Raw genomic sequence first — 26,534 nt, forward strand, 5'->3', positions numbered from 1 at the left:
TTTGTTATGTGACTCTAGTCATATAGGCTCGTTTGAGCAAGAGCAAACGCTCACCCGTTGTCAGGAGTGGATGAAAAAGTGCCGGAACAGACCCATGAGCAGTTTCTGGCCAAAATCGGCCGGGAGCATTTCCTGGACGGCAAGTCCAAGGTGGAAATTGCCAACACCTACGGAATCTCCCGGTTCCACGTCGCCCGGCTGCTGGAGGAAGCGCGCGAGGTCGGCATCGTCAAGATCGAAGTCAGCACGCCGGGAACGGCCGCGCCTGCTGATACGGAGTTGATCAAAAAAGAACTCGGCCTCACCCGGCTCATCATGACAGCCGGCTCGGCGGATTCCGCGCGGAACCGGGAAGTGATGGCCCAGGCTGCGGCCGCGGAACTGTCGGAAAGCGCAAGGGCCGGCATGACAGTCGGGATCTCCTGGTCCCGGACCCTCGCCACGACCGCCCGGTTCGTCACAAAACTCCCCAAGTGCGACATCGTCCAGCTTGCAGGCGCCCTCCCCATGTCCGGCAGCGGGCATTCCTTCGAGGTGATTCACCGGCTCGGTGGCCTCTCCGGTGGAAATACCTGGCCGCTGTTCGCTCCGTTGGTGGTCGACGACGCCGCCACGGCGGCGGGGTTGCGCCGGCAGCCTGAAATTGCGCATGCGTTGGAAAAAGCGGACACGCTGGACCTGGCCGTCATCGCGATCGGCGCCTGGGCACCGAACCATTCGACCGTCTGGGAACGAGTGGGCAACAACGACCGGAGAGAGGGAACCGCCGCCGGCGCAGTTGCAGAATGCTCGGGCAGGCTGATCGACGCGGACGGCCAAGCCGTTCTGACGGCGATGGACGAAAGGATTATTGCCGTCACGGTGGAACAGCTGCGCGCCACGCCGGAGATCATCGCCGTCGCTCCCGGCTCCGAACGCGCCGCGGCCGTCATCGCCGCCTGCAAAGCAAACATCATCACCACGCTGATCGCCGATGAGCCGCTGGTATCCGCCCTTTCCGCCGCTCTCACGAAGGAAGCAGACCTATGAACACCGTCGTCGGAATCGATTCCTCAACCCAGTCCTGCAAAGTCCTCGCCGTCGATATGGAAACCGGGGAGATCCAAAGTTCGGGCACGGCACCGCACCCGGATGGCACCTCGATCGATCCACGCCTCTGGACCGGCGCGCTGACCCAGGCCTGGAGCCAGGCAGGAGCAGCGCAAACCGAAAACCTTGTGGGAGCGAGCGTATCCGCCCAGCAGCACGGGATGGTGGCCTTGGACGCCGACAACGAACCGGTGCATGACGCGCTGCTCTGGAACGACACCCGCAGCGCCACCGAGGCGGCCGAGATGCGCGCCGATCTGGGTAATGGCACCTGGATCGACGCGGTGAATGTCCTCCCCGTCGCGTCCTTCACCCTCACCAAGCTCGCCTGGCTGGCGCGGAACCGGCCGGAACTGGCGGCGAAAGTCGAACGCGTGGTGCTGCCGCACGACTGGCTGAACCACCAGTTGACCGGCCGCTTTTTCACCGACCGGAGTGACGCTTCCGGCACCGCCTACTTCTCCGCCGTCGCCAACGAGTACCGGCCGGAACTGCTGGAGAGGTATTTCGGCAGCGTTCCGGAGCTTCCACAGGTGATTGGATCGTCCGACGCCGGTGGGAACCTGCTGCCCCAGTGGTCCGGCGGGAACGGCATCGTGGGAGCGGGCACCGGGGATAATGCAGGCGCGGCACTGGGACTGGGCATCGTTCCCGGCGAGGTGGTCATTTCCGTCGGAACCTCAGGCACGGTGTTCGCCTCGGCTTCGGAGCCGGTCAGCGACTCGAGCGGCGCCGTGGCAGGCTTCGCCGACGCAACCGGAAAACACCTGCCCCTGCTGGCCATGATTAATTCCGCCCGGGTGCTGTCGGCGGCCGCCGGAATGCTCGACGTCGGACTCCCGCGGCTGGATGAATTGGCGTTGGCTGCAGACCCCGATGCCGACGGACTGACGCTGCTGCCGTACCTTGACGGCGAGCGCACGCCAAACCTGCCGGACGCCCATGGAACTCTGACCGGACTGAGGCGGGCGAACATGACGCCGGAGAACCTCGCCCGGGCGAGTGTGCTGGGGGTGCTGAACTCGTTGGCCGACGCCCTGGACCTGCTGACCGCCCACGGAGTTCCGGTCCGTAAAGTGTTGTTGATCGGAGGCGGATCGAAATCGCGGGCGCTGCAGCAGGCCGCGGCGGCGATGTTGGGCGTTCCGGTGGAAGTTCCGGTTGCCGGCGAATACGTTGCGCTCGGAGCTGCCCGCCAGGCGGCCTGGGCGGCCACGGGCGAATTTCCGCAGTGGACGCGGAAGATCGACTCGTCCTTCGAACCCAGCGGTTCCGGCAGGCCCGGCGCTTCCGGCGCTTCCGGTGGTTCCGGTGGTTCCGGTGACTGGGCGCTGGACGTACGCGCCCGCTATGTCGAGGCCCGGCAGCAGGTTTACGGAGTCTGAGCCGGGCTGCGGGCGCCCAGGACGGCGAAGTAGCCCGGAATTGCTTCCGCCCTGCCGTCCGGTGTCATCGGCACGGTTTGAATCGACGTCGCGCCGTCTTCACACAACGCCCAGTCGCCGGCGTCGAAGGCTGACTCCCGTTCCGGCCTGCCAAAGTGGCCCGGCCGGGGCAGATTCGCGATCGCCCGCTCCAGCGGTGCCGGTATTTTCCCTGGCACGGCGCCCAAATGAGCCATGTACTGCAACCCATTGCCCTGAAAATCCGTCTCCGCAAGGAACACCCGTCCCCGCCCGCCGACGACGGGATGCAGGTTGGCTGCCAGCGCCGCCCGGGCCCGCCGGTCCAGCACATGGAAAACACCACGGACAAAGACGTTGGCCTCGCCGAATTCTGCCCTCAGGGCCGCACCGGAGCCGTCGGCCGTACAGTCCAGCACCCGGTAGGTCACGTTCGACACCCCTGCCGATTCATTTCCAGCACGTTCGACGGCGTGGGCGGCCACGTCGACACCGACGGCCTGCGGAAAATACCGCGCAAGGGACCGGGTGAAACTCCCGTGGCCACAGCCGACGTCAATAATGGGCAGTGCGGGATCCAGGTGATGCCGCAGTCGTTCCAGATAGCCGTTCAGCTCGCGTTCGTCTCCGGCGTCCCACAGCACGTCGCCGCCGGGACCGGTGGCTTCCACGCCCGCCCAGTACTGGTTCCAGGCAATATGGGGGTCCTTCGGCACCTTGGCGGAAAGCCGCAGAACGCGAGGAAGGAGAAGCAGTTTGTTGATCAGAGACGACACTCGTCCAATATAGACGTCCGGGGGCCCTGCAGGTCCACCCACTAGTCGTTTCCTGTACCCGGCGTGCGCAAGTAGCCGCGGCTGCTGAGCATACCTGTCATCGCGTCGGCCGTGACAGGCGGGCTGAAATACCGGCCCTGGCCATAGAGGCAGTCAAGCCGGCGCAACTGGTCCGCCTGCCCGGCGGTTTCGATTCCCTCCGCCACAGCTGTCAGTCCGGCGGCACTTATCAATTGCAATACCGCCGCCACGAAAATTTTCTGTTCCGGGTCGTTGGCTATCTCGGCGATCAGTGACCGGTCCATCTTGACGGTGTCCGCCGGGAGCTCGCGGAGGTAGCTGATCGACGAATAGCCGGTGCCAAAATCGTCGATCTCGACGCCCACCCCCAGCCGGTTGAGCTGACGAAGGTTTTCGGAGCTGACGACATCACCGGTCATCAGAACCGTTTCGGTTATTTCCACAATGAGTTTCGACGGCGGCACATCGGACGCCGCGAGCGCTGCCGCAATGAAGCCAGCCAGGTCTGGTTCACGCATTTCCATTGCGGACAGGTTTACCCGTAGCGCGAAAGGCCTTCCGGAGAGCATGTCCTTCCAGGCTGCGAGCTGGTGAACCGCCGTCTGGATCATCCATTGCCCCAGCTCTGCGATCAGGCCGGTCTCTTCGGCTACGCTGACGAAATCGTCAGGATAGAGGAGACCGCGCTCGGGATGTTGCCACCGGACCAGCGCCTCCGCGCCGGTGATTTTTCCGCTCCCAAGCCCGACGACCGGCTGATAGTGGACCAGCAGTTGGTGCGCCTCAATGCCGTGCCGCAATTCAGAGGTCAGCCTGGACCGTTGCCGCGCCGCGTCAAGGATGGAGGGGTCGAATACCCTGACGATCCCCTTGCCGCCGCTTTTGGCGGCATACATGGCTGCATCGGCGTCTTGCATCAACGTCTCGGCGTTGTGGCCGTCCTCCCCGCACCTTACGCCGATGCTGGCCATCGTCCAGATCCGGGTACCCGCCACGATGATGGCGGGACGAAGCGCTTCCAGTGTCCGCTCCGCCACCGCTCTGGCCTGCGCCTCATCGGTTTCCGGGAGCAGAAGGGCAAACTCGTCACCGCCAAGCCTTGCCACCGTGTCAGTCGTCCGGACCACACCCTTGAGCCTGCGCGCGACTTCCACCAGGACCCGGTCGCCGGCAGCATGGCCGAGGCTGTCGTTCACGTCTTTGAACGTGTCCAGATCCAGGAATATAAGGGCGGGAGGCTTTCCGCTGTCAACGGCCGCCTGGACCTCACGGCTCATCCGCTCGCTGAGCAGCGCCCTGTTGGCCAGACCGGTGAGGTTGTCAGTCATCGCCATCCGCTGCAGTTCCACCTGGGCCTCGCGCAGCATGGCGGTGCGTTCCTCAACGCGTTTCTCCAGATCCTGATACATCACGTTCAGTTCTTCGGCGAGCAGGTTGACGCCGCTGATCACGGCGTCGATAGAGTCGCGTGCCGGCGAAATTTCCAGCCGGGCCGTCAGGTCGCCGGAGGAGAGCCGCACAATGCCGTCGACCAGCTTGTCCAGCCGCGGGTCGCTGACAAACTGCTCCATGCTAATCGCCGCTCAACCATTGGATTGCCTCCGATTCGGAGGTGAAAAACCTGGTGGGACAGGGAAGGTGGCTGATGCCCAGGACGAAGTTGGCGATCACGCGGTCCACGGGAGAAGCACCGAGGAGGGCAATTTTCGACGCCGAGCACGGCTTCCCGAACACGGCACGGGCGCCGCGGCTGACAGAGGCCGTGGTGGCCATATCGACCAGCATCGGCCGCCGCGTTCCGGCACACAGCTCATTGACCTTATCCATCGCCGTCTGTGCGGCTTCCTCCGTGATCGCAATTCCCCTGGCCCAGCGCAATCGCAGGATCCCGTCCTGGCCCAGGCCGAGTGTTGCATCGATTCCGGTTACTCGCGGATCCGTCATTATCCCAGCATAGAACGTGCCCTCGCGTATAGACTCCGTAGAGGGCGACGAAGGTACGAATGGGACCCGCCGCGGGAATCCGTCCGGCGCCAGGTGCCAGCCAGAAAGGGAGCAACGGTGAGTTCAGCGCGGAACGCAGCAGACCGTCTCCAACGCACCGCCCTGCTCGCTATTGGCGATCCCGAAGAACGGAACCAGACGGCCCATTATCTGAGCGAGGCCGGTTTCGCCGTGACCAGCGCCGACAACAGCCAGCGCGCCCTGGCCGAAGCCCAAGAGCATCCGTTTGACCTTGCCGTCGTCGACATTGCCGTCGCCGAAGGTAACTGGGCCCACGTCCTGCGGAAACTGCACCAGCATGGCGGGATACGACGCATCCCGGTGATTATCACGGTTTCGAGTGTTGATCAGCTCAGCATCGACGACGGACTGGTCCTGTCAATATCCGACTACGTGTTGAAACCGGTCAAGGCCGAGGAACTTGTCCATCGTGCCGACGTCGTCATCACGCACAATGAACGGCAGATCCGCAGGCGGACCAGGGCCACGCAATTGCGGGAGCAGATGCGTCAGGTGTCCGCCGCCATCCGCAGCACCCACAAGCCTGAAGAGATGGCCGCGCACCTGGTGGACGGTTTGGGGCAGGCCTTCGGTGCGCAACGGGTCCTGCTGACGACCTTCCAGGATGAACGCGTCCCCAAAATCACCAGGCAATGGGCCCGCGAGGGGGTGGAGCTCATTCCACCGTCCTTCTCCGAACATGAAGAGCAGGCCCGGCCGCTTGCCAAAGAGCTGTGGGAAGACTCAACCGTGCTCGAGCTTGGCCCCCGGTCCGGGCGTACCCCGGCGAAGGGCCGGGAAGACCTGGCCAACTGGGCGGCAAAGCTGGGACCGGGTGCGTCTGTCGTCGCCCCGATCGGGGAAAACGACATGGCCTTCGGCCTGATTTGCCTGGTCTCCGCTGACGAGGACCGGAATTGGACCCAGGCGGAACTTTCGCTGACGCAGCACGTTCTGGGAAACCTGGCGCACGGCCTGATTCAGGGCCAGTTGATCACCGGCCAGCAGGAAGTGGTGGAGAGGCTGAAAGAGCTGGACCGGGCCAAGAACGACTTTGTGGCCACGGTCAATCACGAGCTGCGGACACCACTGACCTCCATCACGGGTTATCTCGAGATGGTTCAGGAAGGCGCCGGCGGGGAGGTTCCCGATGGCGCCGGGCGGATGCTGGAGATTGTCGAACGGAACACCGTCCGGTTGCGCAGCCTCGTCGAGGACATGCTGACCCTGTCCCGGATGGACTCCGGCAGTATCCAGACCATCGCCCCGGTCGACGTCGGTGACCTGCTGGAGATGGTGATGACGGCGCTGTCTCCGCTCGCCGTATCGCAGGATGTGCAGCTGAACTATGAGCGGCCCCAAACGGCGCTGTTGGTTCTTGGAGACGTCCACCAGCTTGAACAGGCCTTTACGAACATTGTTTCCAACGCCGTGAAGTTCACGCCGGCAACGGGGAAGGTGGACGTATCGGCCGAGTGCATCGGGCCGGTCGACGAAACGCCGGCCAGCGTCGTCGTCCAGGTGCAGGACACCGGAATGGGGATTCCAGCCGACGAGATTCCCCGGCTTTTCACCAGATTCTACCGTGCTTCAAACGCCACCGCCGCGGCCGTTCCCGGCACGGGACTTGGACTATCGATCGTCAAGGGCGTCGTGGAGCAGCACAGTGGCGAATTGAGAGTCCAGTCCGTCGAAGGAGAGGGAACCACGATGACGGTCCGGCTGCCCGAAACCGGGCTGCCCGAAGGACCGTAACCTTACACGGATTCACCCAGCGTCGGACACCAGCGCTTCGACGGCGGACCTTGAGCCACGCGCGTGCAGGTTGGACAGTGCTTCCGTGTAGGCGGCGACGAAGCGCTCGTTGTCGACCAGATCGCCGAAAACTTCCCTGTTCGCCAAAAAAGCCAACGGGTCCTGGCGCTGCTTGGCTGCCGCGGCCATCAGGGGTTCCTTCAGCCGGTCGACCACCTCGATTAGCTCACCGGACTCGTCCACACCCTCGGCGTACCTCGCCCAGCTGGCGACGATGCCCGCGGAACGGGAGATGTCGCCGTCGTTGTCCAAATTGATCCGGATCACCGGGACCAGCCATTTAGGGATCCGGTCCGAACTCTCGGCGCAAAGACGGGCCAGTGTGTCGCGGATATGGGGATTCGAGAACCGCTCGATCAGGGTCTGCTTGTAGTCCTCGAGGTCGATCCCGGGCACTGGTGCGAGCGTCGGCTGGCCCTCATGGGTCATGTACTCCAGCAGGAAACGGGCGAACAGCTGGTCCTGGCACACCTCGTGCGCATAGCGGTAGCCGGCCAAATAGCCGAAATAGCACAGGCCCTGGTGGCTCGCATTGAGCAACCGCAGCTTCATCAGCTCGTACGGCTCGACGTCGTCGACAATCTGCACCCCCACGTCTTCGAAAGGTGGACGGCCGAGGCTGAACTTGTCCTCCAGAACCCACTGGACAAACGGTTCGCTGACCACGGGCCAGCCGTCCGCGACGCCGAATTCTTCGGCAATGGCCGACCGGTCGTCGTCGGTCGTGACGGGCGTAATCCGGTCGACCATGGAGTTCGGGAACGGCACGTTCTGCTCGACCCACTCCCCCAGTCCGGCGTCCTTAAGCCGGGCGAAGGCGGTGAACATTTTGTGCGCAACCTCGCCGTTGCCCTGGATGTTGTCGCAGGACATCACGGTGAACGGCTTCAAACCACGGGAACGACGGCGGGACAGGGCTTCGGTGACGAGACCGAAGGTGGTCCTCGGGCTGGCATCCGGCTGTAAATCGGCCACCACATCCGGGTTTTCGGCGTCGAACTCTCCTGTCACGTGATGGAAGTTGTAGCCGCCTTCCGTGACCGTCAGGGAGACGATGCGGACCTGCTCGGACGCCATTTTCTCGATCACCGCTTCGGGGTCCTCAGGCGCGTAAAGGTACTCCGCCATCGAACCGATGACCCGCCCTTCACGCGCTCCATCGGCATGCTTGGTGACGAGGGTATACAGGCAATCCTGGTCCTGCAGAACGTCGCGCATCCGTTTGTCCCCGGGGAGGACACCAACGCCGCAGATCGCCCAGTCCAGCGCCTTGCCCTCGTTCATCAACCGGTCCAGGAACATCGCCTGATGCGCGCGGTGGAAGCCGCCGACACCGAAATGGACAATGCCGACGCTCAGCGCGGAACGGTCATAGCCGGGGGTGGCCAGGTTGTCCGGAAGCCCGGGCAGCGCCTGCGTGTTTAGCTGGATGGGAGTCTGCATCGATTTCTCCTTTGAGAGACACGGTTACCTGAATTTATCATATGAGCGTGACGCGCGTCTCATGTGAGCAAAAATTACAGAGCGGATACCCAGCGGCGCGGACTAAAGTTATTCCATCAGGACGCTCCATCAGGGCGTTCTTTCTGTAACTGTCGGAGGACGCATGTCAGAGTCGGATCTGCTGGTGGTGGTGAACGCCGCCGCCGGGACCGCGCACGAGCGGGGCGTCAACGCTGCGCTGACCGTCTTGCGCGCTGCCGCCAAGGAGGCAGGCAGTGAGCTTGAACTGGCCGCCACCCGTAATCTGGACGAGTTGGCGGAATCGCTGCATGGGCTGAACGGGCGACGCTTAGTGTTGCTCGGTGGAGACGGGTCCATCCACGCCGCCGTGCAGTGCCTTTACCGGAGCGGAAAGCTCAAAGAGACTGGACCGGTTGGCCTGATTCCTCTCGGCACCGGAAACGATCTGGCGGGCTCGCTCGGAATCCCCCTCGATCCGGCGCAGGCAGCCAGAACCGTGATATCGGGGCACGGCCGCGGGATGGAATTGCTGGTCAGCGATGACGGCGACGTGGCCGTTAATGCAGTGCATGTCGGCATCGGCGCTGCCGCGGCGGCGCGCGGGGCATCGGTCAAGAAAACCCTGAAGAAGATCAAACTCGGCAAGCTGGGCTATCCGCTCGGGGCAGTTGCCGCTGGTTTTAGCGAAAGCGGTTGGCGGTTGACTGTGCGGGTCGATGGGCAGCAGATCCACGATGATTCGACTCCCGTTTTGATGGCCGCGATGGGCCTGGGCGGCACCGTCGGCGGCGGCGCCCGGCTGATACCCGACGCCGATCCGCACGACGGCCTCATCGACGTCGTCGTCTGGGAATCTGTAGGTGCAATCGCCCGGGTTGCTTATGCGCTGGGGCTCAAGAGCGGGAACCATGCCTCACGGTCCGATGTCAGCACCGGCTGCGGGCAAGTGGTTGAAGTGGAGGGAGCCGGCGACGAGACATTCATGGCAAGCAACGACGGCGAACTGCACGGCCCGTTCAGTTACCGGCGGTGGGAAATCCATTGCGACGCCTGGCAGGTCATCGTTCCAAGTTGACCGGCCGCTCAGTCGACGAACTCGGACTGAGTCTCGATGAACTGCCAGTCCCCGATGCCGAGCAGATCTGAACTATCCTGCTGCTGTGCTGAGGGGCCGCCCGCATCCCTGATCGCCTTGACGACGTGATCGGGCAGAACGGCGCTGCGCAGATTCTCACGCAGCCACTCCTTGGCCGGGGTCGACACCCGGGGCCACCACGTCTCGATGGGATTGATTTCCATGAGTTCAGTCTCCTCGGATCGTTGGCCTGTCCACCCACGGTAGACACGCCGCGTGCTTCGAAACAAGACCTTCGGCGTGCTGGACAGCAGCCTATGAGCAGAATTGCTAGAGGCAGGATCCAATCAGGGCGTGATGACGCCAGCGAGAGACTCCAGCGCACCGGGGACCAGCGAGTAGTAAGACCAGATTCCACGCTTCTCCCTGCTGAGGAGGCCAGCGTCGACCAGGATCTTCAGGTGGTGCGAAACGGTCGGCTGGCCTAGGCCAACGGGCTCCGTCAGGTCGCAGACACAGGCCTCGGAGTTTTCGCTGGAGGAAATCAGCGAGATCAGCCTGAGGCGGGTCGGATCGGCAATCGCCTTGAGCTGATGCGCGACGGCGTTGGCCCGCTGCTCGCTCATGGCCACGCCTCCCACCGGGGTGCAGCAGGAATCGCGCTGTGTCCCGGCGTCGACGGTGGTTGCGGTGTTCATGGTTCCATTATGCACATCACATTGACATCCGTCGATGTGTCCGAGCATACTCGCTTCATCGATAGACTTCGATGGAGGAACCACCTAGGCAGTTCCTCCCGGAACAAGAGAAAATGAAGGAGCCGAGTGAGCACCTCGACAGCAACCGTCAGCCGGCAGGAGGAAGCCGTCGTCGGGAAACTTTCCACGTTGGACCGCTTCCTGCCAGTCTGGATCATTGCCGCCATGGCCGCCGGGATAGTGCTCGGCCGTTTCGTTCCGGGGATGAATGACGCGCTGAATGCGGTGAAGATCGGCTCGATATCGCTCCCTATTGCCGTTGGCCTGCTGGTGATGATGTACCCGGTGCTGGCGAAGGTCCGCTACAACGAGACCAGCCACGTTATCCGCGACCGGAAACTGATGGTCAGCTCGCTGGTGCTCAACTGGCTGGCCGCCCCTGCGTTCATGTTCGCACTGGCCTGGATCTTCGTCCCCGACCTGCCGGAATACCGCACTGGATTGATCATCGTCGGCCTCGCCCGCTGCATCGCCATGGTGCTGATCTGGAATGATTTGGCCTGCGGTGACCGCGAAGCCGCCGCCGTGCTGGTGTTCATCAACTCCGTCTTCCAGGTGCTCGCGTTCGGGGCACTCGGCTGGTTCTACCTGCAGCTGCTCCCCTCCTGGCTCGGCCTGCCCACCACCAGCGCCGACTTCTCCTTCTGGGCCATCACCATCAGCGTGCTCGTCTTCCTCGGCATTCCGCTGCTCGCCGGTTTCTTGACCCGCACCATCGGCGAGCGCACCAAGGACAGGACCTGGTACGAAGACAAATTCCTGCCGAAGCTTGGCCCTTGGGCGCTCTACGGCCTTCTGTTCACGATCGTGATCCTGTTCGCATTGCAGGGACAGGAAATCCTGGCCAACCCGCTCGACGTCGCCCGGATCGCCGTGCCGCTGCTGGTCTACTTCGTCGTCGTTTTCGGCGCCGGGATGGTCCTCGGCAAGCTGCTCCGGCTCGGTTATGCCAAAACCACCACGCTCGCCTTCACCGCTGCGGGCAACAATTTCGAGCTGGCCATCGCCGTCGCCATTGGCACCTACGGGGTGACATCCGGCCAAGCACTTGCCGGCGTCGTCGGGCCATTGATCGAAGTCCCTGTACTGGTCGCGCTCGTCTACGTAGCCTTATGGGCACGGCGCAAATTCTTTCCCGAGCCGTCAGCGGCCGGAACGCGTGCATATGCCTCGACACCCTCCAAAGGAGCCTGAAATGTCCGATACCGCCGGCAAGCCCAGCGTCCTGTTCGTTTGCGTCCACAACGCCGGCCGCTCGCAGATGGCCGCGGCCTATCTCGCGCACATGTCCGCCGGGCAGGTCGAGGTCCGTTCCGCCGGAACCGCGCCTGCCGACGCGGTGAATCCCGCCGTCGTGGAGGCGATGAACGAGGTTGGCATGGACCTCTCCGCCGAACAGCCCAAAGTCCTGACGGCGGAGACGGTGCAGGAGTCCGACGTCGTCATCACCATGGGTTGTGGCGACGAGTGTCCGTACTTTCCGGGCAAGAAATACTACGACTGGAAGCTCGACGACCCGGCGGGCCAAGGCCTCGAGGCCGTCCGGCCGATCCGCGATGAGATCAAGGGGCGCGTGCAGAACCTGATGATCGAACTGTTCCCGGCCCTGCATCCCGACGCCGGATAAGTCGGCGTAGAACTGCCCCGAAGGCCCCAGCGACGCCCGGCCAGCCCAAACCCAATCGGCACTCCTCCAGGAGACAGACATGATTGAACTGCCAGACAATTTCGACCAGCTCGGCAAGGACGGCGGTGACGGATCCAGCGATTCCGGTCCGGACGGCGAAGGTCCGGACGGCGAAGGTCCGGACGGCGAAGCGGCACGCCGGTCGCTTATCATCATCGGCTCCGGCCCCGCCGGCTACACCGCCGCGATCTACGCTGCCCGCGCGGGACTCGAACCGCTGGTCCTGGCCGGTTCCGTCACCGCCGGCGGCGCCCTGATGAATACCACCGAGGTGGAGAATTATCCGGGCTTTCCGTCCGGCATCCAGGGACCGCAGCTAATGGACGACCTGTTGGAGCAGGCCCAGCGGTTTGGCGCAGTCGTGAAGTACGACGACGCCGTGAGCGCGATACTGAAGGGGAACACCAAGCGGGTGGTCACCGGCGGCGGCAAAACCTACGAGGCCACGGCCGTCATCCTCGCCACCGGCTCCGCTTACAAGGAGCTCGGTCTGCCCGAGGAACAGAAACTGTCCGGCCACGGCATCTCCTGGTGCGCCACCTGCGACGGCTTTTTCTTCCGTGAACAGGACATCATCGTGGTCGGCGGAGGCGATTCCGCCATGGAGGAAGCCACCTTCCTGACCCGGTTCGCCCGGTCCGTCACCGTCGTCGTCCGGCGCGGGGACCTGCGTGCGTCGAAGATCATGGCTCAGCGGGCGCACGACAACGATAAGATCCGCTTCGCCTGGAACAGCGCCGTCACGGCCATCCACGGCGACGGGAAGGTCACCGGCGTGACGCTGCGGGACACGATGACCGGCGAAACCCGCGAACAAGCCGCCACTGGAGTATTCGTCGCGATCGGCCACTTGCCGCGCACAGAACTCGTCAAGGGCCAGGTGGACCTCGACGACGACGGCTACATCAAGGTCGACTCCCCCACCACCGTCACGAACCTGACCGGCGTCTTCGCCTGCGGCGACGCGGTGGACCACCGCTACCGGCAGGCCATCACCGCCGCGGGAACCGGCTGCTCAGCCGCCCTGGATGCCGAGCGGTATCTCGCCGCACTCGACGATGCAGCCAGCATCGCCACCGCTGTTGTGGAGGAAGAGTCCCATGCGTGAAAAATCTGAACTACCCGTCGTCGTAATTGGTGCCGGGCCGGTGGGCCTGGCCGCGGCCGCCCACCTGCTGGAACAAGGGCTGCAGCCGCTGATCTTCGAATCCGGTCCGTCCGCAGGCGCCGCCGTGTCCGAGTGGGGCCACATCCGGCTCTTCTCGCCCTGGCGGTACAACATCGACGCCGCCGCCCGCCGCCTGCTGGAGCCGACCGGCTGGAAAGAACCGCGCCCGACCGCGCTGCCCTACGGACGCGAACTGGTGGAGCGCTATCTTGAGCCGCTGGCGGCAGTGCCGGCAATTTCGACGGCGCTGCGCACCGGATCGCGGGTCGTCGCCGTGAGTCGGGAGGGGATGGACAAGAGCCATTCGAAAGACCGGGATCTCCGACCCTTCCTGGTCCGGGTCGAGTCCGAAGACGGGTCCATCACTGATCACCTTGCACGGGCGGTTCTCGATGCCTCCGGCACCTGGCACCAGCCGGCTCCGCTGGGCCAGGCGGGTCTGCCGGCCCCAGGCGAAGCGGAGGCACGCGGAATTCTTGATCCGCAGCATCTCGCAGAATCGATGAACACCGGCACCAGCACGCTGCCATCCATAGCCCACTCAGTTCCGGCGATCACCGGACCGCTGCCCGACGTCACCGGCCGGGACCGCGAACGCTTTGCCGGCAAGCACGTCCTGGTGGTTGGCTCGGGCCACTCCGCCGCCAACACACTGCTCGCGCTCACCGAGGTTCAGCGTGGAGACCCGGACACGCGGATCAGCTGGGCGGTCCGCGGCGCCTCGGTGCAGCGGCTTTACGGCGGCGGGCCTCTTGACCAACTGCCCGCCCGCGGCATGCTCGGCGCCCGGCTGCGCAGGATGGTCGACGACGGCAGGATCGACCTAACGACCTCGTTCACCATTACCGGATTCGCCCCTGCCGCCCGTGCCTCCGCACCCGATACTTCCACCGGCTTGACGGTGCAGGGGCGGACGCCGGACGGACCGCGGGAGATGACTGTCGACGTCGTCGTACCCACCACCGGATTCCGGCCCGACCTTGGCCTGCTCTCCGAACTGCGGCTTGAACTCGATCCGGCGGTGGAGGCGCCGCGAGAACTCGGCCCGCTGATCGACCCCGAATTCCACAGTTGCGGAACCGTACCCGCGCATGGAGCCCGGGCGCTGGCCCATCCCGAGAAGGACTTCTACATTGTCGGCATGAAGAGCTACGGGCGGGCGCCCACCTTCCTGCTGGCAACCGGTTACGAGCAGGTCCGCTCGGTCGCGGCTGCGTTGGCCGGAGACCTGGCGGCCGCGGAACGGGTGGAGCTCGACCTGCCGCAAACAGGCGTCTGCTCCACCTCTGTGCCGGAGCAGTCGGAGGCAGTGGAAGCCGCTGCCGGCGCTGCGTGCTGCGGAACTGCAGGGGCCTTGGGGCCTGAGCCGGTCGCCGTAGGCTTCGCGACGGGAACAGAACATGGCCGCTCGGGAGACACCCCGTAGCCACAGCGAACGATAACGGTTCCGGACGTCGAAACCGATCCTGCCCAGGAACGAGAACGGTTCTGCGCGTCGAAACCGGTGCTGACCAACGCCGTTCTGGCCGCTAAGCACCGTTCTCGGCCGCAAACTCCGAGGGGCCCCTCCAACGGCCAGGTTGCCGGCGGCACAGGGCCGGTGCAGAATGAGCGGATGCTCAATACATCAGCCCTTGCAGAACAGGCCGTCCTCCACACCGGCCGGTTGCGGCTGGAGCAGCTCGGGCCGCAACACTTCGACAGTACGCGGCAGTACCTTCAGGACGAGGAAGGCAGGCGGCTGACTGGCACGCATCGGGACTTCACCGAAGACGCGGTGCGTAAGTTCCTCGCCGGTCTGCCGGGCAGCGGTGAGCGCGCCGACTGGGCGGTGATCCGGACAGGCGATGGCGCCCACATCGGCGAGGTTGTACTCAACGACTTGGACGACGACAACCGGTCAATGAATTTCCGGATCGGCCTGGCGGGAGACGGTGGGCGGGGGCAAGGATACGGAACCGAAGCAACCCGGGCGGCGGTCGCATACGCGTTCGACGTCGTCGGACTGCACCGGTTGAGCCTTGGCGTTTATTCCTTCAATCCCCGGGCACAGCGTGTCTACGAGAAGGTCGGGTTCGTCCGTGAAGGAATTGCCCGCGACGCTTTGCTCTGGGACGGGCAGTGGCACGACGAGGTGCTGATGGCAATGCTCTCCACCGACGCCCGGTTGTAGCGGGAACGAAGTGCTACTACTTCGCCGCGAAAAGCTCCAAGGCAATATTGTCCGGATCGCGGAACTCAAGGATGTAGGCCGCTCCGATGTCCTTCACGTCCTCGTGGCCGATACCGCGCTCGTCCAGCAGCTTCGCAGCACTGTCCAACTCTTCCTTGCTGTCGACAGCGAAGCTGAGGTGGTCGAGCCCAACCCGGTCTTCGTTGAAAGCGTCGTCTCCTATCGGCCGCAGCCCGAACAGCGAGTCGCCGACTTGGTACAGCACGCCTCCGAAGAGGAACGAGAGCTGCTCGCGCGTGGCGTCGTCCGCATCCGCGGGCATTTCGATCGCCACGGGCCACCCAAAGACGTCCTCGTAAAAGGCACGTGACCGTTCGATGTCGGTGACGGTTAGACGAACGTGAGCGTACCCGCTGGTTGCTATCGGCATGCTCGCAATCGTGCCACAACGGCGCGGACTTGGGTAGAGGTGCTTCGCCGCTTCGGCGTCAGTGTGAGGCGCCAAGCTTCCCGCCGAGCCGTTCGCGCATCGCAGTGCTGGCCTCGTTCAGTCCAATGACCTTCACGTCCTTGCCGTGCCGATGGTACTTCTCGGTCACCGCATCGAGAGCCGCGATGGTGGAGGCGTCCCAGAGGTGCGAGGCGTGCATGTCGATGACCACCCGCCCGGGATCCTCGGCATACCGGAACTGTGTGTACAGGTCGTTGCTGGAGGCGAAGAACAGCTCTCCGTCGACGAGGTAGGTGGCGACCTCGCCGTCGTCGTCGGTCTTGACGCTGCGCTCCACGGTGACGAAGTGCGCGACCCGGCGGGCGAAGGCCACCATGGCCACCAGTACGCCGACGCCGACGCCGATCGCCAGGTTATGCGTGGCAACAACCACGACGACGGTGCTCACCATGACCGCCGTTTCGGACTTGGGCATCCGCTTGAGGGTCGACGGCCGGATGCTGTGCCAGTCGAACGTGGCCCAGGAAACGAAGATCATCACCGCGACGAGCGCCGCCATCGGGATGATCGCCACCAAGTCGCCGAGCGAGACCACCAGAATGAGCAGGAAAACACCCGCGAGGAAGGTGGAAATGCGGGTGCGGGCTCCGGAGGCTTTGACGTTGATCATGGTCTGGCCGATCATCGCGCAGCCGCCCATGCCGCCAAAGAAACCGGTGACGATGTTCGCGCCGCCCTGGCCCCAGGACTCGCGGCTCTTGTTGGAACCGGTGTCGGTAATGTCGTCGACCAGTTTTGCCGTCAACAGGGATTCGAGCAAGCCGACCAGCGCCACTGCGAGCGCGTACGGGCCGACAATCTGCAAGGTTTCCAGCGTGAACGGCACGTCCGGGAAAAACAGTTCAGGCAGGCTGTCCGGCAGCTTTCCCTTGTCGCCGACGGTCGGCACGGTGATCGCCGCAGTAACGGTGATGGCGGTGATAATAATGATTGCCACCAGCGGCGCAGGAACCACTTTAGTGATGCGCGGCAACAGGAAGATGATGAGCAGACCCAGGCCAACCAAGGGGTAAACGGCCCAGGGAACGTCGATCAACTCCGGAACCTGCGCCATGAAAATCAGGATCGCCAGCGCGTTCACGAAACCGACCATCACCGAACGCGGCACGAAGCGCATCAGTTTGGCCACGCCCAGCACGCCAAAGAGGACCTGAATGATCCCCGCCAAAATGATCGCGGCGACCAGGTAATCCAGGCCATGGCTGGCCACCAGCGGTGCAATCACGAGCGCGACGGCGCCCGTGGCCGCGGAGATCATCGCCGGACGCCCGCCGAGGAACGAGATGGTGACCGCCATCGTGAAGGAAGCGAACAACCCGACCCGCGGATCAACGCCGGCGATGATGGAGAACGCGATCGCTTCGGGAATGAGTGCCATCGCGACGACGAGTCCACCCAGCACCTCCGTCTTCAGCCGGCGCGGAGATTTGAGCGCATGCAGGACGGAACCTTGTTCCTCGGGACTGGGAGCATGCTTCTCGGTGGTGGCGGTGGCCATGGGGCTCCGTTCGGAATTGTTCAGGCGCTGGTCTTCCGGGGAAGGACCGTATGGGGATAGGGGAAGACGCTGCTGTGCGCCGGAATCGTCCAGGGACGTAAGCTGAGGGGCTGGTGGCGGGATGCGTCACCGCCGCCCAACGCGTCAACTCTACCGTGACGTTAGGGTTGCCGTGAAATTGAGCAAGGAATTGAGCCGGAGCAGCATGAGTGCAGAGTCGAGCGGGTCCAGTATGCATATTGGCGAGCTGGCCGAGCGCACCGGCCTGTCCCTGCGCACCATTCGCCATTACGACGACGTCGGACTGCTTCCAGCCTCCCGTACCGAAGGCGGCTTCCGGGTTTACTCGGCAGCAGACCTGGAACGGTTAATGGTGATCCGGCGGATGAAACCGCTTGGCTTCTCGCTCGAGGAAATGGGCCGGCTGCTGGACGTGATCGACGGGCTGGCGGAAGCTCCCGGCGAGGTGGAACGCGCGGATCTGCAGGAGCAACTAAACGGCTATATCGACGCCGCCCGTCAGCAGCGTGAAAAACTGGTACTCAACCTGGAACGCGCCGACGAATTCCTGGACCTGCTCAGCGACAAATCCTCGTCATGACCGAACGCGCCCGCGCCCGTCAACCGCGTCGGGAGAGCACCCGCGCCCCTGTCCGCGAGCGCCGCTATGCCCTACCTGAGGATGGACCCGCCCAGGCCGAAATCATCCTTCCAGCCGGCGATGTCACCGAAGGCGTGGTGCGCGTCGGTGCCACGGTCCGCCGTCCGCACCAGCCGTCGTCGTTCGCCGTTGCCGCTTATCTCGACCATCTTGACGATGCCGGTTTTGCCGCCAGCCCGCGCTTCCTTGGCCGTGACATGGCCGGTCGGGACGTCCTAACCTTCATCGAAGGAGCAGTGCCTGCCAAGGAGCCCGAACCGTGGGCGCTGTCCCCGGAACTGCTCGCTTCCGTCGGCCGGCTGCTCCGGTCGCTGCATGAGGCATCGGCCGGTTACGACCCCTCCGGCGAGCCATTTCTGCCCCGGCCCGTGCAGCAGGACCCGTTCGAGCTCGTCACCCATCTGGATGTCACGCCCGAGAACGTCGTCGTCAGGCACGGGCAGGCCGCCGGGCTGATAGATTTCGATCTCGCCGGCCCTTCAACGCGGTACATCGATTCGTTCAACACGGCGATGCACTGGGTGAAGCTGAAGGATCCGTCGGATTTGCCCAGGGCGTGGGCCGGCGTCGACCAGCTGGAACGGTTGCGGGTCTTTGCCGACGCCTATGGTTGGACAGCAGATGAACGACGCCGGCTCCCGGAGTTTGGTGCCAACCGCGCCAGCCTGACGTGGAAGCGAATGGAATTCAACGCCATCCATGCCGGAGGCGGCTGGGCCAGAATGTGGGACGAAGGCGTTGGCGACGTCATCCTTCGGCGCCGGGAGTGGCTGCTCCGACGGGCCAATGAGATTCGCGCAGCCCTGCTCGACTAAGCGGCCGCTCGCGGCTGGAAGGACGCTAGTGGCAGCAGTCGCAGTCCGGGCCACAGCAGTCGTCCTGCTCGTCCGCTGAACCGGTGACGACGGAGGCGGGCATCGCGCAGCAGGCGTCGCCCTTCCAGGCGTTGATGCCTTCTTTCACCGCGATTCCGGCAATAACCAGTGCGGCAATTGGATCCGCCCAGGACCACCCGAACAGACTGTTGAGCAGCAGGCCGGCGAGCAAGACGCCCGACAAGTAGGCACACAGCAACGTCTGTTTGGAGTCCGCGACGGCGGATACCGACCCTAGTTCCCGGCCGGCCCGGCGCTGCAGCCAGGACAGGGTCGGCATGATCACCAGGCTGAGCCCGGCAATGACCAACCCTGCGGTGGAGTGTTCGGCCTGCCGCCCGGTCAGCAGCGACATCACGGCATTGAAACTGACGAACGCCGCCAGTCCGAAGAACGAGAACGCGATGATCCGCAGAGTGACCTTCTCGCGCGCTTCCGGGTCGGGACCGGCGAACTGCCAGGCCACGGCCGCCGCGGAGGAAACCTCGATCACCGAATCGAGGCCAAAGCCAATCAGGGCCGACGACGACGCTGCCGCTCCCGCCCATAGCGCCACCACCGCTTCGATCACGTTGTAGCTGATAGTCAGCGCGACAAAGATTCGAATCCGGCGGGCCAGCACCGAGCGGCGGCCACCTATCGTCGTCGTCGGGTTGGCAGTAGAAGTCATGAACAGCACTCCTCGGCAACATCAGCAGCACAGCAGGCCGGGTCAACCGACAGTACGACGCCGAGCAGGTCATGAATTGCGTGGCCCAACTTCTGATCAGCCAGCTCGTACTGGGTGCGCCGCCCTTCCGGCACGGCCACCACGAGCCCGCAACCGCGCAGACAGGCCAGGTGATTCGACACGCTTTGCCGTGAGACACCAAGCGCGCTTGCCAGTTCGGACGGGTATGCCGGCCCGCCGGCCAGCTCAAGCATGATCTTCGCCCTGGTCTCGTCCGAAAGGGCATAGCCGAAGCGGGCCAACACGGAAGCATTCATCACCAACGGCATACCACCAACCGTACACGTTTCGATGTACTGTTCCCACCCCATCCCGTTCCAAGCCAGCCCAGGTTGAGACTTGACAGTATACCCCCGGGGGGTATAGGTTCGACCCATAGCCACCGGAAGTCAGCGTCCCGGGCACAAAGCCCCATACGCCTCGAAGGTCATCACCGGTCCAACAGGACCGCTTCCAATATTCGTTTTCCATCCTTCCAGGAGCCAATCATGGAAAGCCACAGCAGAACTTCCGGCGCCAACCTCGCTGAGCACGAGGACACGGCCGCCCACGGTCAACATTCAGGCCACGGAATGGAGCATTCGAGCCACAGTGGCCATGGAGACCACGGTTCCCATGGTGGACACGGCGGGCATGGCGATCACGCGGCCCAGTTCCGCGAGCGGTTCTGGATAACGTTCGCGCTGTCCATTCCGGTCGTTTTCTTCAGCCCAATGTTTGCCCACCTGCTTGGGTACATGCCTCCGGAGTTTCCGGGATCCACTTGGATTCCACCCGTCCTCGGCTCCGTCATCTTCTTCTACGGCGGCCAGCCATTCCTGTCCGGCGGCATCAGCGAGCTGAAACGCCGCCAGCCGGGCATGATGCTGCTGATCTCGATGGCAATCACCGTGGCATTTATTGCCTCCCTGGTGACAAGCCTCGGCATCGGCGGATTCGATCTGGATTTCTGGTGGGAGCTGGCCCTGCTGGTGGCGATCATGCTGCTGGGGCACTGGATAGAAATGCGCGCCCTCGGTTCCGCACAAGGCGCACTCAATGCACTGGCGGAGCTGCTCCCGGATGAGGCGGACCGGGTCACCGATGACGGTACGGAAACTGTCAAAATCAGCGATCTGGCGATTGACGACGTCGTACTTGTCCGCCCGGGTGCCCGGCTGCCGGCGGACGGTGAGGTCGTTGACGGCCGTGCCGACGTCGACGAATCAATGATCACCGGAGAATCCAAAGCTGTTCCCCGCACCGTAGGCGATACGGTAGTGGCCGGAACCGTCGCCACCGACAACACCCTGCGGGTCAGGGTCACCGCCATCGGCGAAGACACGGCACTGGCCGGGATCCAGCGCCTCGTCGCCGAAGCGCAGTCCTCGTCCTCGCGGGCGCAGGCCCTGGCGGACAGGGCGGCGGCGTTCCTCTTCTACTTTGCAGCCATCGCCGGTGTCATCACCTTCATCGCCTGGAGCCTGCTCGGCAGCCCTGACGACGCCGTCATCCGTACCGTGACGGTGCTGGTCATCGCCTGTCCTCACGCCCTCGGGCTGGCGATTCCGCTGGTGATTGCGATCTCCACCGAGCGGGCCGCGAAGGCTGGCGTACTGATCAAGAACCGGATCGCGCTGGAGCGGATGCGCCGCATTGACGTCGTGCTCTTCGACAAGACCGGGACCCTGACCAAGGGCGAACCGGCCGTCACGGAAGTCGCGGCGAGCGGCGTCAGCGAGGAGGAGCTGCTGGCACTTGCGGCGGCGGCTGAATCCGACAGCGAGCACCCCGTGGCGCGGGCGATTGTGCGGGCCGCCGGCAAGCAGACCTATAAGGCCACGGACTTCTCCTCCATCACGGGCAAGGGAGTCCAGGCGCACGTGGACGGTGAGACCATCGCCGTCGGTGGCCCGGCGCTGCTGAAGGAGTTGGAAATTAGGGAGCCGGCCGAACTGGCCGGAACCACCTCCGGCTGGAAGGACCGGGGCGCCGCCAATCTGCACGTGATCCGCGGCGGCCAGATTATTGGCGCCGTCGCCCTGGAGGACGAGGTCCGGGAGGAATCCCGCCAAGCCGTCCAGGCGCTGCAGGAGCGGGGCATCAAGGTTGCCATGATCACCGGCGATGCCCAGCAGGTGGCGGACACAGTGGCGCGGAAACTCAACATTGACGAGGTCTTCGCCGAGGTGCTGCCCAAAGACAAGGACGCGAAAGTCACCGAGCTGCAGAAGCGCGGACTCAAGGTCGCCATGGTTGGAGACGGCGTGAACGACTCCCCCGCACTCGCGCGTGCCGAAGTCGGTATCGCGATCGGCGCCGGCACCGACGTAGCGATGGAATCCGCCGGCGTGGTCCTGGCGGGTAACGACCCGCGGGCTGTGCTGTCCATGGTGGAACTGTCCCGGGCGAGCTACCGGAAGATGTGGCAAAATCTCGTCTGGGCCACCGGCTACAACATTGTCGCCGTACCGCTTGCCGCCGGCGTGCTGGCCTTCGCCGGTTTTGTCCTCTCGCCCGCCGCAGGTGCGATCCTGATGTCGGCCTCCACCGTCGTCGTCGCCTTCAACGCACAGCTGTTGCGCAGGCTCCAGCTGGATCCCGAAAAGGTGTTGAATGGCTAAGTTCCGGACGTTGATACCGGCGTGGTTCCGCTCAGCTCCCTTGCTGCTGACGATGCTGGCCCTGATGACCGGCATCGTTGGCATGCATCTCTGGACCGGCAGTGAACGAAAACCATTATTAAAGGACAATCACTCATGAAACGCATTCCCCTTACCCTTGCCGCTGCCACCATCGTCGTCGCGCTGGCTGGCTGTGGCTCACCTTCGGACGACATGTCCGGCATGGAGCACGGCACTTCCGGAAGCAGCAGCTCTGCAAGCTCCTCGGCGATGGCCAGCCCACACTCCGGGCACGAACAATCGGCGCAGGATCAGCTGGATGGCGAACAACACAACGCAGCCGACGCCATGTTCGCCACCATGATGATTCCCCATCATGAGCAGGCAGTCATGATGAGCGGAATGATACTGGAAAAGGAGAGCATAAGCCCGGAAATCCGCGAGCTGGCCGGACAGATCAAGGCTGCCCAGGGGCCGGAGATCCAGCGGATGTCCAATTGGCTGAAAGCTTGGGACGAACCGGTTCCGGTCGGCGGCCACGGCATGGGCCACGATATGGGCGGGGACGGCAAGGCCATGGAAGGCATGCTCTCGGCAGAGCAGCTCGAGGAACTCGAAGCCGTCCAGGGGACCGAGGCGGAACGGCTGTTCCTGAAGCAGATGATCGAGCACCACAAGGGCGCCATCGCGATGGCCAAACAGGAAATCCAGCAGGGGTCGAACCCGGCGGCGGTGGAACTTGCGGAGGACATCGTTTCCGCCCAGAAGGCTGAGATCGGGAAGATGCAGCAGTTGCTCGAAACCCTCTAACCGGGTCTCGCTCCGCAAACTGAATAAGGGCTGGAATCTGAAAACTGATAAGCCTACTGTGGAACTGTGACGGCTGGCAGTTCGCCGTGCCGCCTCTTTCCTATCAGGGACGGGAGTAACAGTCGTGACCCACGTAAAAGAGATGCTGGATGCTTATCCAAAGGACCTCGGCGACATCAACCGGAAGAAGCTGACCAACTGCATTGCCGCCTGTTTTGAATGTGCCCAGACCTGCACCGCTTGCGCCGACGCCTGCCTCAGTGAAGACATGGTCGCTGAGATGGCGAAGTGCATCCGCACGAATCTGGATTGCTCGGACATCTGCCTGGCCACCGGGAAGGTGCTGTCGCGGCATACCGGCTATGACGCCAACATAACGCTTGCCGTCCTGGAGGCATGCCGCACGGCCTGCAAGGCTTGCGCCGACGAATGCGAGCAGCACAGCGGGAAGCAGGGCCACTGCAAATTCTGCGCCGAACAGTGCCGCCGCTGTGAAAAGGCTTGTGACAAGCTGATTTCCTCGCTGGGATAAAAGGAACCCTGATGATACCGCTGCTGATTTTGATTGGCGTTACCCTTTTGTTGCGCCTGCTGGGTTTCTTCGGCGTGAAACGGCTGCAGTCCTGGCATGTTAGCGTCCGCGGCGGGCTGGCGGCAATGTTCGCTGTGACCGGAGTATCGCACTTTGGTGAATTGCGTGAAGATTTCGTCGCGATGGTGCCTCCGGTGCTCCCCTTCCCGGAACTGCTGGTGACATTGACCGGCATTCTGGAACTGCTCGGGGCGGCCGGCCTGCTCTACCACCGGACGGCGCCTTGGGCAGCGGCGGGACTCGGCTGCCTGCTGGTGGCGATATTTCCGGCGAATGTTTATGCCGCCGTCGCAGATATTACGTTCGACGACGGTCCGGCTGCGGCGCTGCTGCCACGCTCTGTGGTGCAGCTGGTGTTCATTGCCGCCACAGTATTCGTGGTGTTGCCTTACATTGAGGACTTCCGCCATCGTCCCGGTGAACCTGCAGTGATCAAGTTACCGCCCACCCACTGAACCGTTAAGGGCGCTGAACCACTTGCCGGTCCGTTAGCGCCGTATGCCGGGCGCCACAAGGACATGGCCAACATTCGGCAGATCAGTACGCATGGCGAGGTCCACTCGTGACCGGATGTCCTCGTACTCCTGCAGGCTGGTTTCCTGTGACAGGAGAACCGACGCCGAAACCTGCAGTTGGTGGCCTGTCCAGCGCAGCCGGATGTGGTCCACGCCCTGGATCCCTTCGACAGCCCTGACGCTCCGCTCGGCCCGGTCCACCAGGTCCGGATCAACACCATCCAGAAGCCTGCGGCCGATATCGCGGGCCGTTCCCCAAAGGAGAACGACTATAGCGGCGGTAATGACCAGGCCGATGATGGGATCGGCCAGCGGGAAGCCGAGCCAGACTCCGATGACGCCAAGCACGACGGCCAGTGAGGTGAACCCGTCCGTCCGGGCATGGATCCCATCGGCGACCAAGGCTGCAGAACCGATGCGCCGGCCGATCCGGATCCGGTAGATGGCAACCAGTTCGTTACCGGCAAATCCGATCAAGCCCGCGGCGAGGACCCATCCGAGATTGGTCAGCGGCTGGGGATCGACCAGTCGGGCTATGGAGTGCCAGCCGGCGACGATGGCGGACAGTGCGATCATCGCGACGATGAACAGTCCGGCGAGGTCCTCCGCCCTTCCGTAGCCGTAGGTGTAACGGCGGTTGGCGGCACGGCGCCCGAGGATGAAGGCGATCCACAGCGGAACGGCGGTCAACGCGTCGGAGAAGTTATGCACCGTATCGGCGAGCAGCGCCACGGACCCACTGATGAAGACGACGATGAGCTGGAGCACCGCCGTCGCACCCAATCCCACCAAACTGATTTTGACGGCCCTGATGCCTTGACCGCTCGACTCCATGGCGTCGTCGATCGAGTCGCTGACGTCATGGCTGTGCGGAACGAAAAGACCGTGGAAAAAACCCTTCAGGCCGGTCGGATGCACGTGGTCATGTTCGTGCTCGTGATCGTGGACACGCTCGTTGGCGGGCAATCGATTCATGCTCCCACCGCCTGGTCGCCGTGATGATGCCGCGGAACGCCGCCCAGCGAATGCTCGGCCTGGAAGATCGCGTCGGTGACGAGTTTCCGGGCATGCTCGTTTTCCAGCCTGTAGAACACCCGTGTTCCCACCTGTCGGGTCGCGACCATCCTCGCCAGCCGGAGTTTAGCCAGGTGCTGGGACACGGCTGCAGACGGTTTTTCGACGATGTCGGCGAGATGATTCACCGACAACTCCTCATCGCGCAACGCAAGAATAATGCGGACCCGGGTTGCATCGGCAAGCATCGAGAAAACCTCGACGGCCAGCTCAACGTACTGACTATCGACGTCGGCGCCGCATACCTGCTTATCTGCATCCATATGCAGATAATGACACAACCGGGTGATTACCTCAATACGTGCCGACATACGAAAGCGGCCCCCGCCGTCGTCGTAATGACTGCGGAGACCGCTTCGCTGCCAGTGCGGCAGCCGGGTTTTGTTACAGGAAGCCGAGAGGGTTTACCGTCTGGCCGCCCTCGACCACCTCGAAGTGCAGGTGGCAACCGGTGGAGGCGCCGGTCGAACCGACATTGCCTACGGACTCGCCCGCCTTAACTGACTCGCCCGCGCTAACCTTGATCGCCGCCATGTGGTTGTAGGTCGTCTTCAGACCGTCGTCGTGCTTGACCGTGACGCGGTTGCCGCCACCATACGGGTGCCAACCGGCCTGGACGACCTTGCCGTCAGCTGAACTCTTGACCGGGGTGCCGCAAGTCGCGGCGTAGTCCTGGCCGGAATGGAACTCGCTGGCAGCACCGGTGATGGGGCTGACGCGGTAGCCGAAGGACGATGTCGGCTTGAGGTACGCCAGCGGGGCCCCCAGGTCCTCGGACTTGGAAGAGGACTTCTGCTTTTCGTCCTTCTTCGCCTTTTCCTTGTCGGAATCCTTGCCCGCCAACGTGGATCCGGAAGCCTTGTCGTCAGAACCGCTCGAGGCCGGCTTCACGCTGGAACCCTTTTCCTCGTCGTCGTCCGCCATAGCTCCAGGTTTGAGGCTGTTCGGTGTGAAGTCGAGGCTTGCACCTGTCGAAGCGGTGACGGAACTGGCGACGCTCGAAACTGCTTCCAGCTGATCCTGACTTGCCTGCGATTGGGCCTGGGGAAAGGTAACCGCGGCGATCATGCCGGTTACGGCGAGCGCCAAGGCGCCCTTATGGACCCAGGATTGCGAAGACTTAGGTGCTGCTGATGCCGCGCTATGGCGGCCGGGCTGCCCCGAACGGCTGCTGGGAGCTGATTCGGACATAGGGGAAGTTGCGGGATCCGCTGCGCGGCGGCCCGCTGATT

Annotated in this window: 28 protein-coding genes; 15 read left to right on the forward strand and 13 right to left on the reverse strand. The window is 63.8% G+C overall.

What is annotated here, in order from left to right; all coding sequences use genetic code 11:
* Window positions 1–78: 78 nt before the first annotated feature.
* Both ACX80B_RS04800 and xylB read left to right on the forward strand, forming a co-directional pair.
* Window positions 79–1,029: a sugar-binding transcriptional regulator gene (locus ACX80B_RS04800; RefSeq protein WP_459293632.1), complete on the forward strand. Its 951-nt coding sequence runs from the start codon at window positions 79–81 to the stop codon at window positions 1,027–1,029.
* Entirely contained in the window at window positions 1,026–2,474 is a 1,449-nt protein-coding gene (xylB, locus tag ACX80B_RS04805; protein ID WP_459293634.1) for a xylulokinase, read from the forward strand. Before ACX80B_RS04800 ends, xylB begins: the two co-directional genes overlap by 4 nt.
* On the opposite strand, the gene ACX80B_RS04810 is transcribed toward xylB, so the two are convergent.
* The 3 genes from ACX80B_RS04810 to ACX80B_RS04820 are packed head-to-tail and all read right to left on the reverse strand — an operon-like array spanning window position 2,462 to window position 5,233.
* Window positions 2,462–3,268 carry a class I SAM-dependent methyltransferase gene (locus ACX80B_RS04810; protein ID WP_459293636.1) on the reverse strand — a complete coding sequence of 269 codons (807 nt, stop codon included), beginning with the start codon at window positions 3,266–3,268 and terminating at the stop codon, window positions 2,462–2,464. The two genes, xylB and ACX80B_RS04810, sit on opposite strands and share 13 nt — an antisense overlap.
* A 41-nt stretch (window positions 3,269–3,309) precedes the next feature.
* Window positions 3,310–4,860, reverse strand: a complete 1,551-nt coding sequence (locus ACX80B_RS04815) for a putative bifunctional diguanylate cyclase/phosphodiesterase (protein WP_459293638.1) — start codon at window positions 4,858–4,860, stop codon at window positions 3,310–3,312.
* 1 nt (window position 4,861) lies between these two features.
* The gene (locus ACX80B_RS04820) at window positions 4,862–5,233 is read right to left on the reverse strand and encodes a DUF7793 family protein (RefSeq protein ID WP_459293640.1); all 372 of its coding nucleotides are present in this window, start codon (window positions 5,231–5,233) and stop codon (window positions 4,862–4,864) included.
* Between the two features lie 117 nt (window positions 5,234–5,350).
* Here ACX80B_RS04820 and ACX80B_RS04825 point away from each other — a divergent pair, with 117 nt between their 5' ends.
* Window positions 5,351–7,048: an ATP-binding protein gene (locus tag ACX80B_RS04825; RefSeq protein ID WP_459293642.1), complete on the forward strand. Its 1,698-nt coding sequence runs from the start codon at window positions 5,351–5,353 to the stop codon at window positions 7,046–7,048.
* Between the two features lie 12 nt (window positions 7,049–7,060).
* On the opposite strand, the gene ACX80B_RS04830 is transcribed toward ACX80B_RS04825, so the two are convergent.
* Entirely contained in the window at window positions 7,061–8,551 is a 1,491-nt protein-coding gene (locus ACX80B_RS04830) for a mannitol dehydrogenase family protein (RefSeq protein ID WP_459293644.1), read from the reverse strand.
* A gap of 163 nt (window positions 8,552–8,714) precedes the next feature.
* On the opposite strand from ACX80B_RS04830, the gene ACX80B_RS04835 reads away from it, so the two are divergent.
* Window positions 8,715–9,647, forward strand: a complete 933-nt coding sequence (locus ACX80B_RS04835) for a diacylglycerol/lipid kinase family protein (RefSeq protein WP_459293646.1) — start codon at window positions 8,715–8,717, stop codon at window positions 9,645–9,647.
* Window positions 9,648–9,655: 8 nt separating this feature from the next.
* Here the strand turns inward: ACX80B_RS04835 and ACX80B_RS04840 are convergent, their stop codons facing one another.
* Together ACX80B_RS04840 and ACX80B_RS04845 are read right to left on the reverse strand one after the other, a co-directional pair.
* Window positions 9,656–9,871 carry a hypothetical protein gene (locus ACX80B_RS04840; RefSeq protein WP_459293648.1) on the reverse strand — a complete coding sequence of 72 codons (216 nt, stop codon included), beginning with the start codon at window positions 9,869–9,871 and terminating at the stop codon, window positions 9,656–9,658.
* Between the two features lie 123 nt (window positions 9,872–9,994).
* Window positions 9,995–10,345, reverse strand: a complete 351-nt coding sequence (locus ACX80B_RS04845; protein WP_459293649.1) for an ArsR/SmtB family transcription factor — start codon at window positions 10,343–10,345, stop codon at window positions 9,995–9,997.
* A 126-nt stretch (window positions 10,346–10,471) separates the two neighbouring features.
* Here ACX80B_RS04845 and arsB point away from each other — a divergent pair, with 126 nt between their 5' ends.
* From arsB to ACX80B_RS04870, 5 genes are all read left to right on the forward strand, one after another.
* On the forward strand, window positions 10,472–11,599 hold the full coding sequence (arsB, locus tag ACX80B_RS04850; RefSeq protein ID WP_459293651.1) for an ACR3 family arsenite efflux transporter: 1,128 nt from the start codon (window positions 10,472–10,474) through the stop codon (window positions 11,597–11,599).
* Window position 11,600: 1 nt separating this feature from the next.
* Entirely contained in the window at window positions 11,601–12,032 is a 432-nt protein-coding gene (locus ACX80B_RS04855; RefSeq protein WP_459293653.1) for an arsenate reductase ArsC, read from the forward strand.
* A 79-nt stretch (window positions 12,033–12,111) separates the two neighbouring features.
* Window positions 12,112–13,200 carry a thioredoxin-disulfide reductase gene (gene trxB / locus ACX80B_RS04860; RefSeq protein ID WP_459293655.1) on the forward strand — a complete coding sequence of 363 codons (1,089 nt, stop codon included), beginning with the start codon at window positions 12,112–12,114 and terminating at the stop codon, window positions 13,198–13,200.
* Window positions 13,193–14,686 carry an FAD-dependent oxidoreductase gene (locus ACX80B_RS04865; RefSeq protein ID WP_459293657.1) on the forward strand — a complete coding sequence of 498 codons (1,494 nt, stop codon included), beginning with the start codon at window positions 13,193–13,195 and terminating at the stop codon, window positions 14,684–14,686. Before trxB ends, ACX80B_RS04865 begins: the two co-directional genes overlap by 8 nt.
* Before the next feature lie 189 nt (window positions 14,687–14,875).
* Window positions 14,876–15,433 carry a GNAT family N-acetyltransferase gene (locus ACX80B_RS04870; RefSeq protein WP_459293659.1) on the forward strand — a complete coding sequence of 186 codons (558 nt, stop codon included), beginning with the start codon at window positions 14,876–14,878 and terminating at the stop codon, window positions 15,431–15,433.
* Window positions 15,434–15,449: 16 nt separating this feature from the next.
* On the opposite strand, the gene ACX80B_RS04875 is transcribed toward ACX80B_RS04870, so the two are convergent.
* Together ACX80B_RS04875 and ACX80B_RS04880 are read right to left on the reverse strand one after the other, a co-directional pair.
* On the reverse strand, window positions 15,450–15,863 hold the full coding sequence (locus ACX80B_RS04875) for a VOC family protein (RefSeq protein WP_459293661.1): 414 nt from the start codon (window positions 15,861–15,863) through the stop codon (window positions 15,450–15,452).
* A 58-nt stretch (window positions 15,864–15,921) separates the two neighbouring features.
* A complete protein-coding gene (locus ACX80B_RS04880; RefSeq protein ID WP_459293663.1) occupies window positions 15,922–17,442 on the reverse strand; it encodes a SulP family inorganic anion transporter in 1,521 nt (506 codons plus the stop codon).
* 205 nt (window positions 17,443–17,647) lie between these two features.
* On the opposite strand from ACX80B_RS04880, the gene ACX80B_RS04885 reads away from it, so the two are divergent.
* The gene (locus ACX80B_RS04885; protein WP_459293665.1) at window positions 17,648–18,043 is read left to right on the forward strand and encodes a MerR family transcriptional regulator; all 396 of its coding nucleotides are present in this window, start codon (window positions 17,648–17,650) and stop codon (window positions 18,041–18,043) included.
* Complete coding sequence (locus ACX80B_RS04890) at window positions 18,040–18,918, forward strand: phosphotransferase (protein WP_459293667.1); 879 nt, start codon at window positions 18,040–18,042, stop codon at window positions 18,916–18,918. Before ACX80B_RS04885 ends, ACX80B_RS04890 begins: the two co-directional genes overlap by 4 nt.
* A 25-nt stretch (window positions 18,919–18,943) precedes the next feature.
* Here ACX80B_RS04890 and ACX80B_RS04895 read toward each other — a convergent pair whose 3' ends face one another.
* Window positions 18,944–19,648, reverse strand: coding sequence for a cation transporter (locus tag ACX80B_RS04895; RefSeq protein ID WP_459293669.1), 705 nt, complete (start codon window positions 19,646–19,648; stop codon window positions 18,944–18,946).
* Window positions 19,645–19,977, reverse strand: coding sequence for an ArsR/SmtB family transcription factor (locus ACX80B_RS04900; protein WP_459293671.1), 333 nt, complete (start codon window positions 19,975–19,977; stop codon window positions 19,645–19,647). The genes ACX80B_RS04895 and ACX80B_RS04900 overlap by 4 nt, the downstream gene beginning before the upstream one ends.
* A gap of 219 nt (window positions 19,978–20,196) precedes the next feature.
* Here ACX80B_RS04900 and ACX80B_RS04905 point away from each other — a divergent pair, with 219 nt between their 5' ends.
* The 4 genes from ACX80B_RS04905 to ACX80B_RS04920 all read left to right on the forward strand — a co-directional run bounded on the left by ACX80B_RS04905 (window position 20,197) and on the right by ACX80B_RS04920 (window position 24,168).
* The gene (locus ACX80B_RS04905; RefSeq protein ID WP_459293673.1) at window positions 20,197–22,311 is read left to right on the forward strand and encodes a copper-translocating P-type ATPase; all 2,115 of its coding nucleotides are present in this window, start codon (window positions 20,197–20,199) and stop codon (window positions 22,309–22,311) included.
* A 135-nt stretch (window positions 22,312–22,446) separates the two neighbouring features.
* Window positions 22,447–23,121 carry a DUF305 domain-containing protein gene (locus ACX80B_RS04910; RefSeq protein ID WP_459293675.1) on the forward strand — a complete coding sequence of 225 codons (675 nt, stop codon included), beginning with the start codon at window positions 22,447–22,449 and terminating at the stop codon, window positions 23,119–23,121.
* A 124-nt stretch (window positions 23,122–23,245) separates the two neighbouring features.
* Entirely contained in the window at window positions 23,246–23,653 is a 408-nt protein-coding gene (locus ACX80B_RS04915; protein WP_459293677.1) for a four-helix bundle copper-binding protein, read from the forward strand.
* An 11-nt stretch (window positions 23,654–23,664) separates the two neighbouring features.
* Entirely contained in the window at window positions 23,665–24,168 is a 504-nt protein-coding gene (locus ACX80B_RS04920; RefSeq protein WP_459293679.1) for a DoxX family protein, read from the forward strand.
* 33 nt (window positions 24,169–24,201) lie between these two features.
* On the opposite strand, the gene ACX80B_RS04925 is transcribed toward ACX80B_RS04920, so the two are convergent.
* The 3 genes from ACX80B_RS04925 to ACX80B_RS04935 form a co-directional block, all read right to left on the reverse strand.
* A complete protein-coding gene (locus ACX80B_RS04925; protein ID WP_459293681.1) occupies window positions 24,202–25,203 on the reverse strand; it encodes a cation diffusion facilitator family transporter in 1,002 nt (333 codons plus the stop codon).
* Window positions 25,200–25,565 carry an ArsR/SmtB family transcription factor gene (locus ACX80B_RS04930; RefSeq protein WP_459293683.1) on the reverse strand — a complete coding sequence of 122 codons (366 nt, stop codon included), beginning with the start codon at window positions 25,563–25,565 and terminating at the stop codon, window positions 25,200–25,202. Before ACX80B_RS04930 ends, ACX80B_RS04925 begins: the two co-directional genes overlap by 4 nt.
* 121 nt (window positions 25,566–25,686) lie before the next feature.
* On the reverse strand, window positions 25,687–26,493 hold the full coding sequence (locus ACX80B_RS04935) for a M23 family metallopeptidase (protein WP_459293685.1): 807 nt from the start codon (window positions 26,491–26,493) through the stop codon (window positions 25,687–25,689).
* Window positions 26,494–26,534: the final 41 nt, after the last annotated feature.

The organism is Arthrobacter monumenti (genome assembly GCF_054511255.1).

Coding starts and splice junctions, on each gene's coding strand:
- xylB (WP_459293634.1), top strand. CDS start 1,026: ATGAACACCGTCGTCGGAATCGATTCCTCAACCCAGTCCTGCAAAGTC.
- ACX80B_RS04815 (WP_459293638.1), bottom strand. CDS start 4,860: ATGGAGCAGTTTGTCAGCGACCCGCGGCTGGACAAGCTGGTCGACGGC.
- ACX80B_RS04820 (WP_459293640.1), bottom strand. CDS start 5,233: ATGACGGATCCGCGAGTAACCGGAATCGATGCAACACTCGGCCTGGGC.
- ACX80B_RS04830 (WP_459293644.1), bottom strand. CDS start 8,551: ATGCAGACTCCCATCCAGCTAAACACGCAGGCGCTGCCCGGGCTTCCG.
- ACX80B_RS04835 (WP_459293646.1), top strand. CDS start 8,715: ATGTCAGAGTCGGATCTGCTGGTGGTGGTGAACGCCGCCGCCGGGACC.
- ACX80B_RS04840 (WP_459293648.1), bottom strand. CDS start 9,871: ATGGAAATCAATCCCATCGAGACGTGGTGGCCCCGGGTGTCGACCCCG.
- ACX80B_RS04845 (WP_459293649.1), bottom strand. CDS start 10,345: ATGAACACCGCAACCACCGTCGACGCCGGGACACAGCGCGATTCCTGC.
- ACX80B_RS04855 (WP_459293653.1), top strand. CDS start 11,601: ATGTCCGATACCGCCGGCAAGCCCAGCGTCCTGTTCGTTTGCGTCCAC.
- trxB (WP_459293655.1), top strand. CDS start 12,112: ATGATTGAACTGCCAGACAATTTCGACCAGCTCGGCAAGGACGGCGGT.
- ACX80B_RS04865 (WP_459293657.1), top strand. CDS start 13,193: ATGCGTGAAAAATCTGAACTACCCGTCGTCGTAATTGGTGCCGGGCCG.
- ACX80B_RS04870 (WP_459293659.1), top strand. CDS start 14,876: ATGCTCAATACATCAGCCCTTGCAGAACAGGCCGTCCTCCACACCGGC.
- ACX80B_RS04875 (WP_459293661.1), bottom strand. CDS start 15,863: ATGCCGATAGCAACCAGCGGGTACGCTCACGTTCGTCTAACCGTCACC.
- ACX80B_RS04880 (WP_459293663.1), bottom strand. CDS start 17,442: ATGGCCACCGCCACCACCGAGAAGCATGCTCCCAGTCCCGAGGAACAA.
- ACX80B_RS04885 (WP_459293665.1), top strand. CDS start 17,648: ATGAGTGCAGAGTCGAGCGGGTCCAGTATGCATATTGGCGAGCTGGCC.
- ACX80B_RS04890 (WP_459293667.1), top strand. CDS start 18,040: ATGACCGAACGCGCCCGCGCCCGTCAACCGCGTCGGGAGAGCACCCGC.
- ACX80B_RS04895 (WP_459293669.1), bottom strand. CDS start 19,648: ATGACTTCTACTGCCAACCCGACGACGACGATAGGTGGCCGCCGCTCG.
- ACX80B_RS04900 (WP_459293671.1), bottom strand. CDS start 19,977: ATGCCGTTGGTGATGAATGCTTCCGTGTTGGCCCGCTTCGGCTATGCC.
- ACX80B_RS04905 (WP_459293673.1), top strand. CDS start 20,197: ATGGAAAGCCACAGCAGAACTTCCGGCGCCAACCTCGCTGAGCACGAG.
- ACX80B_RS04910 (WP_459293675.1), top strand. CDS start 22,447: ATGAAACGCATTCCCCTTACCCTTGCCGCTGCCACCATCGTCGTCGCG.
- ACX80B_RS04920 (WP_459293679.1), top strand. CDS start 23,665: ATGATACCGCTGCTGATTTTGATTGGCGTTACCCTTTTGTTGCGCCTG.
- ACX80B_RS04925 (WP_459293681.1), bottom strand. CDS start 25,203: ATGAATCGATTGCCCGCCAACGAGCGTGTCCACGATCACGAGCACGAA.
- ACX80B_RS04930 (WP_459293683.1), bottom strand. CDS start 25,565: ATGGATGCAGATAAGCAGGTATGCGGCGCCGACGTCGATAGTCAGTAC.
- ACX80B_RS04935 (WP_459293685.1), bottom strand. CDS start 26,493: ATGTCCGAATCAGCTCCCAGCAGCCGTTCGGGGCAGCCCGGCCGCCAT.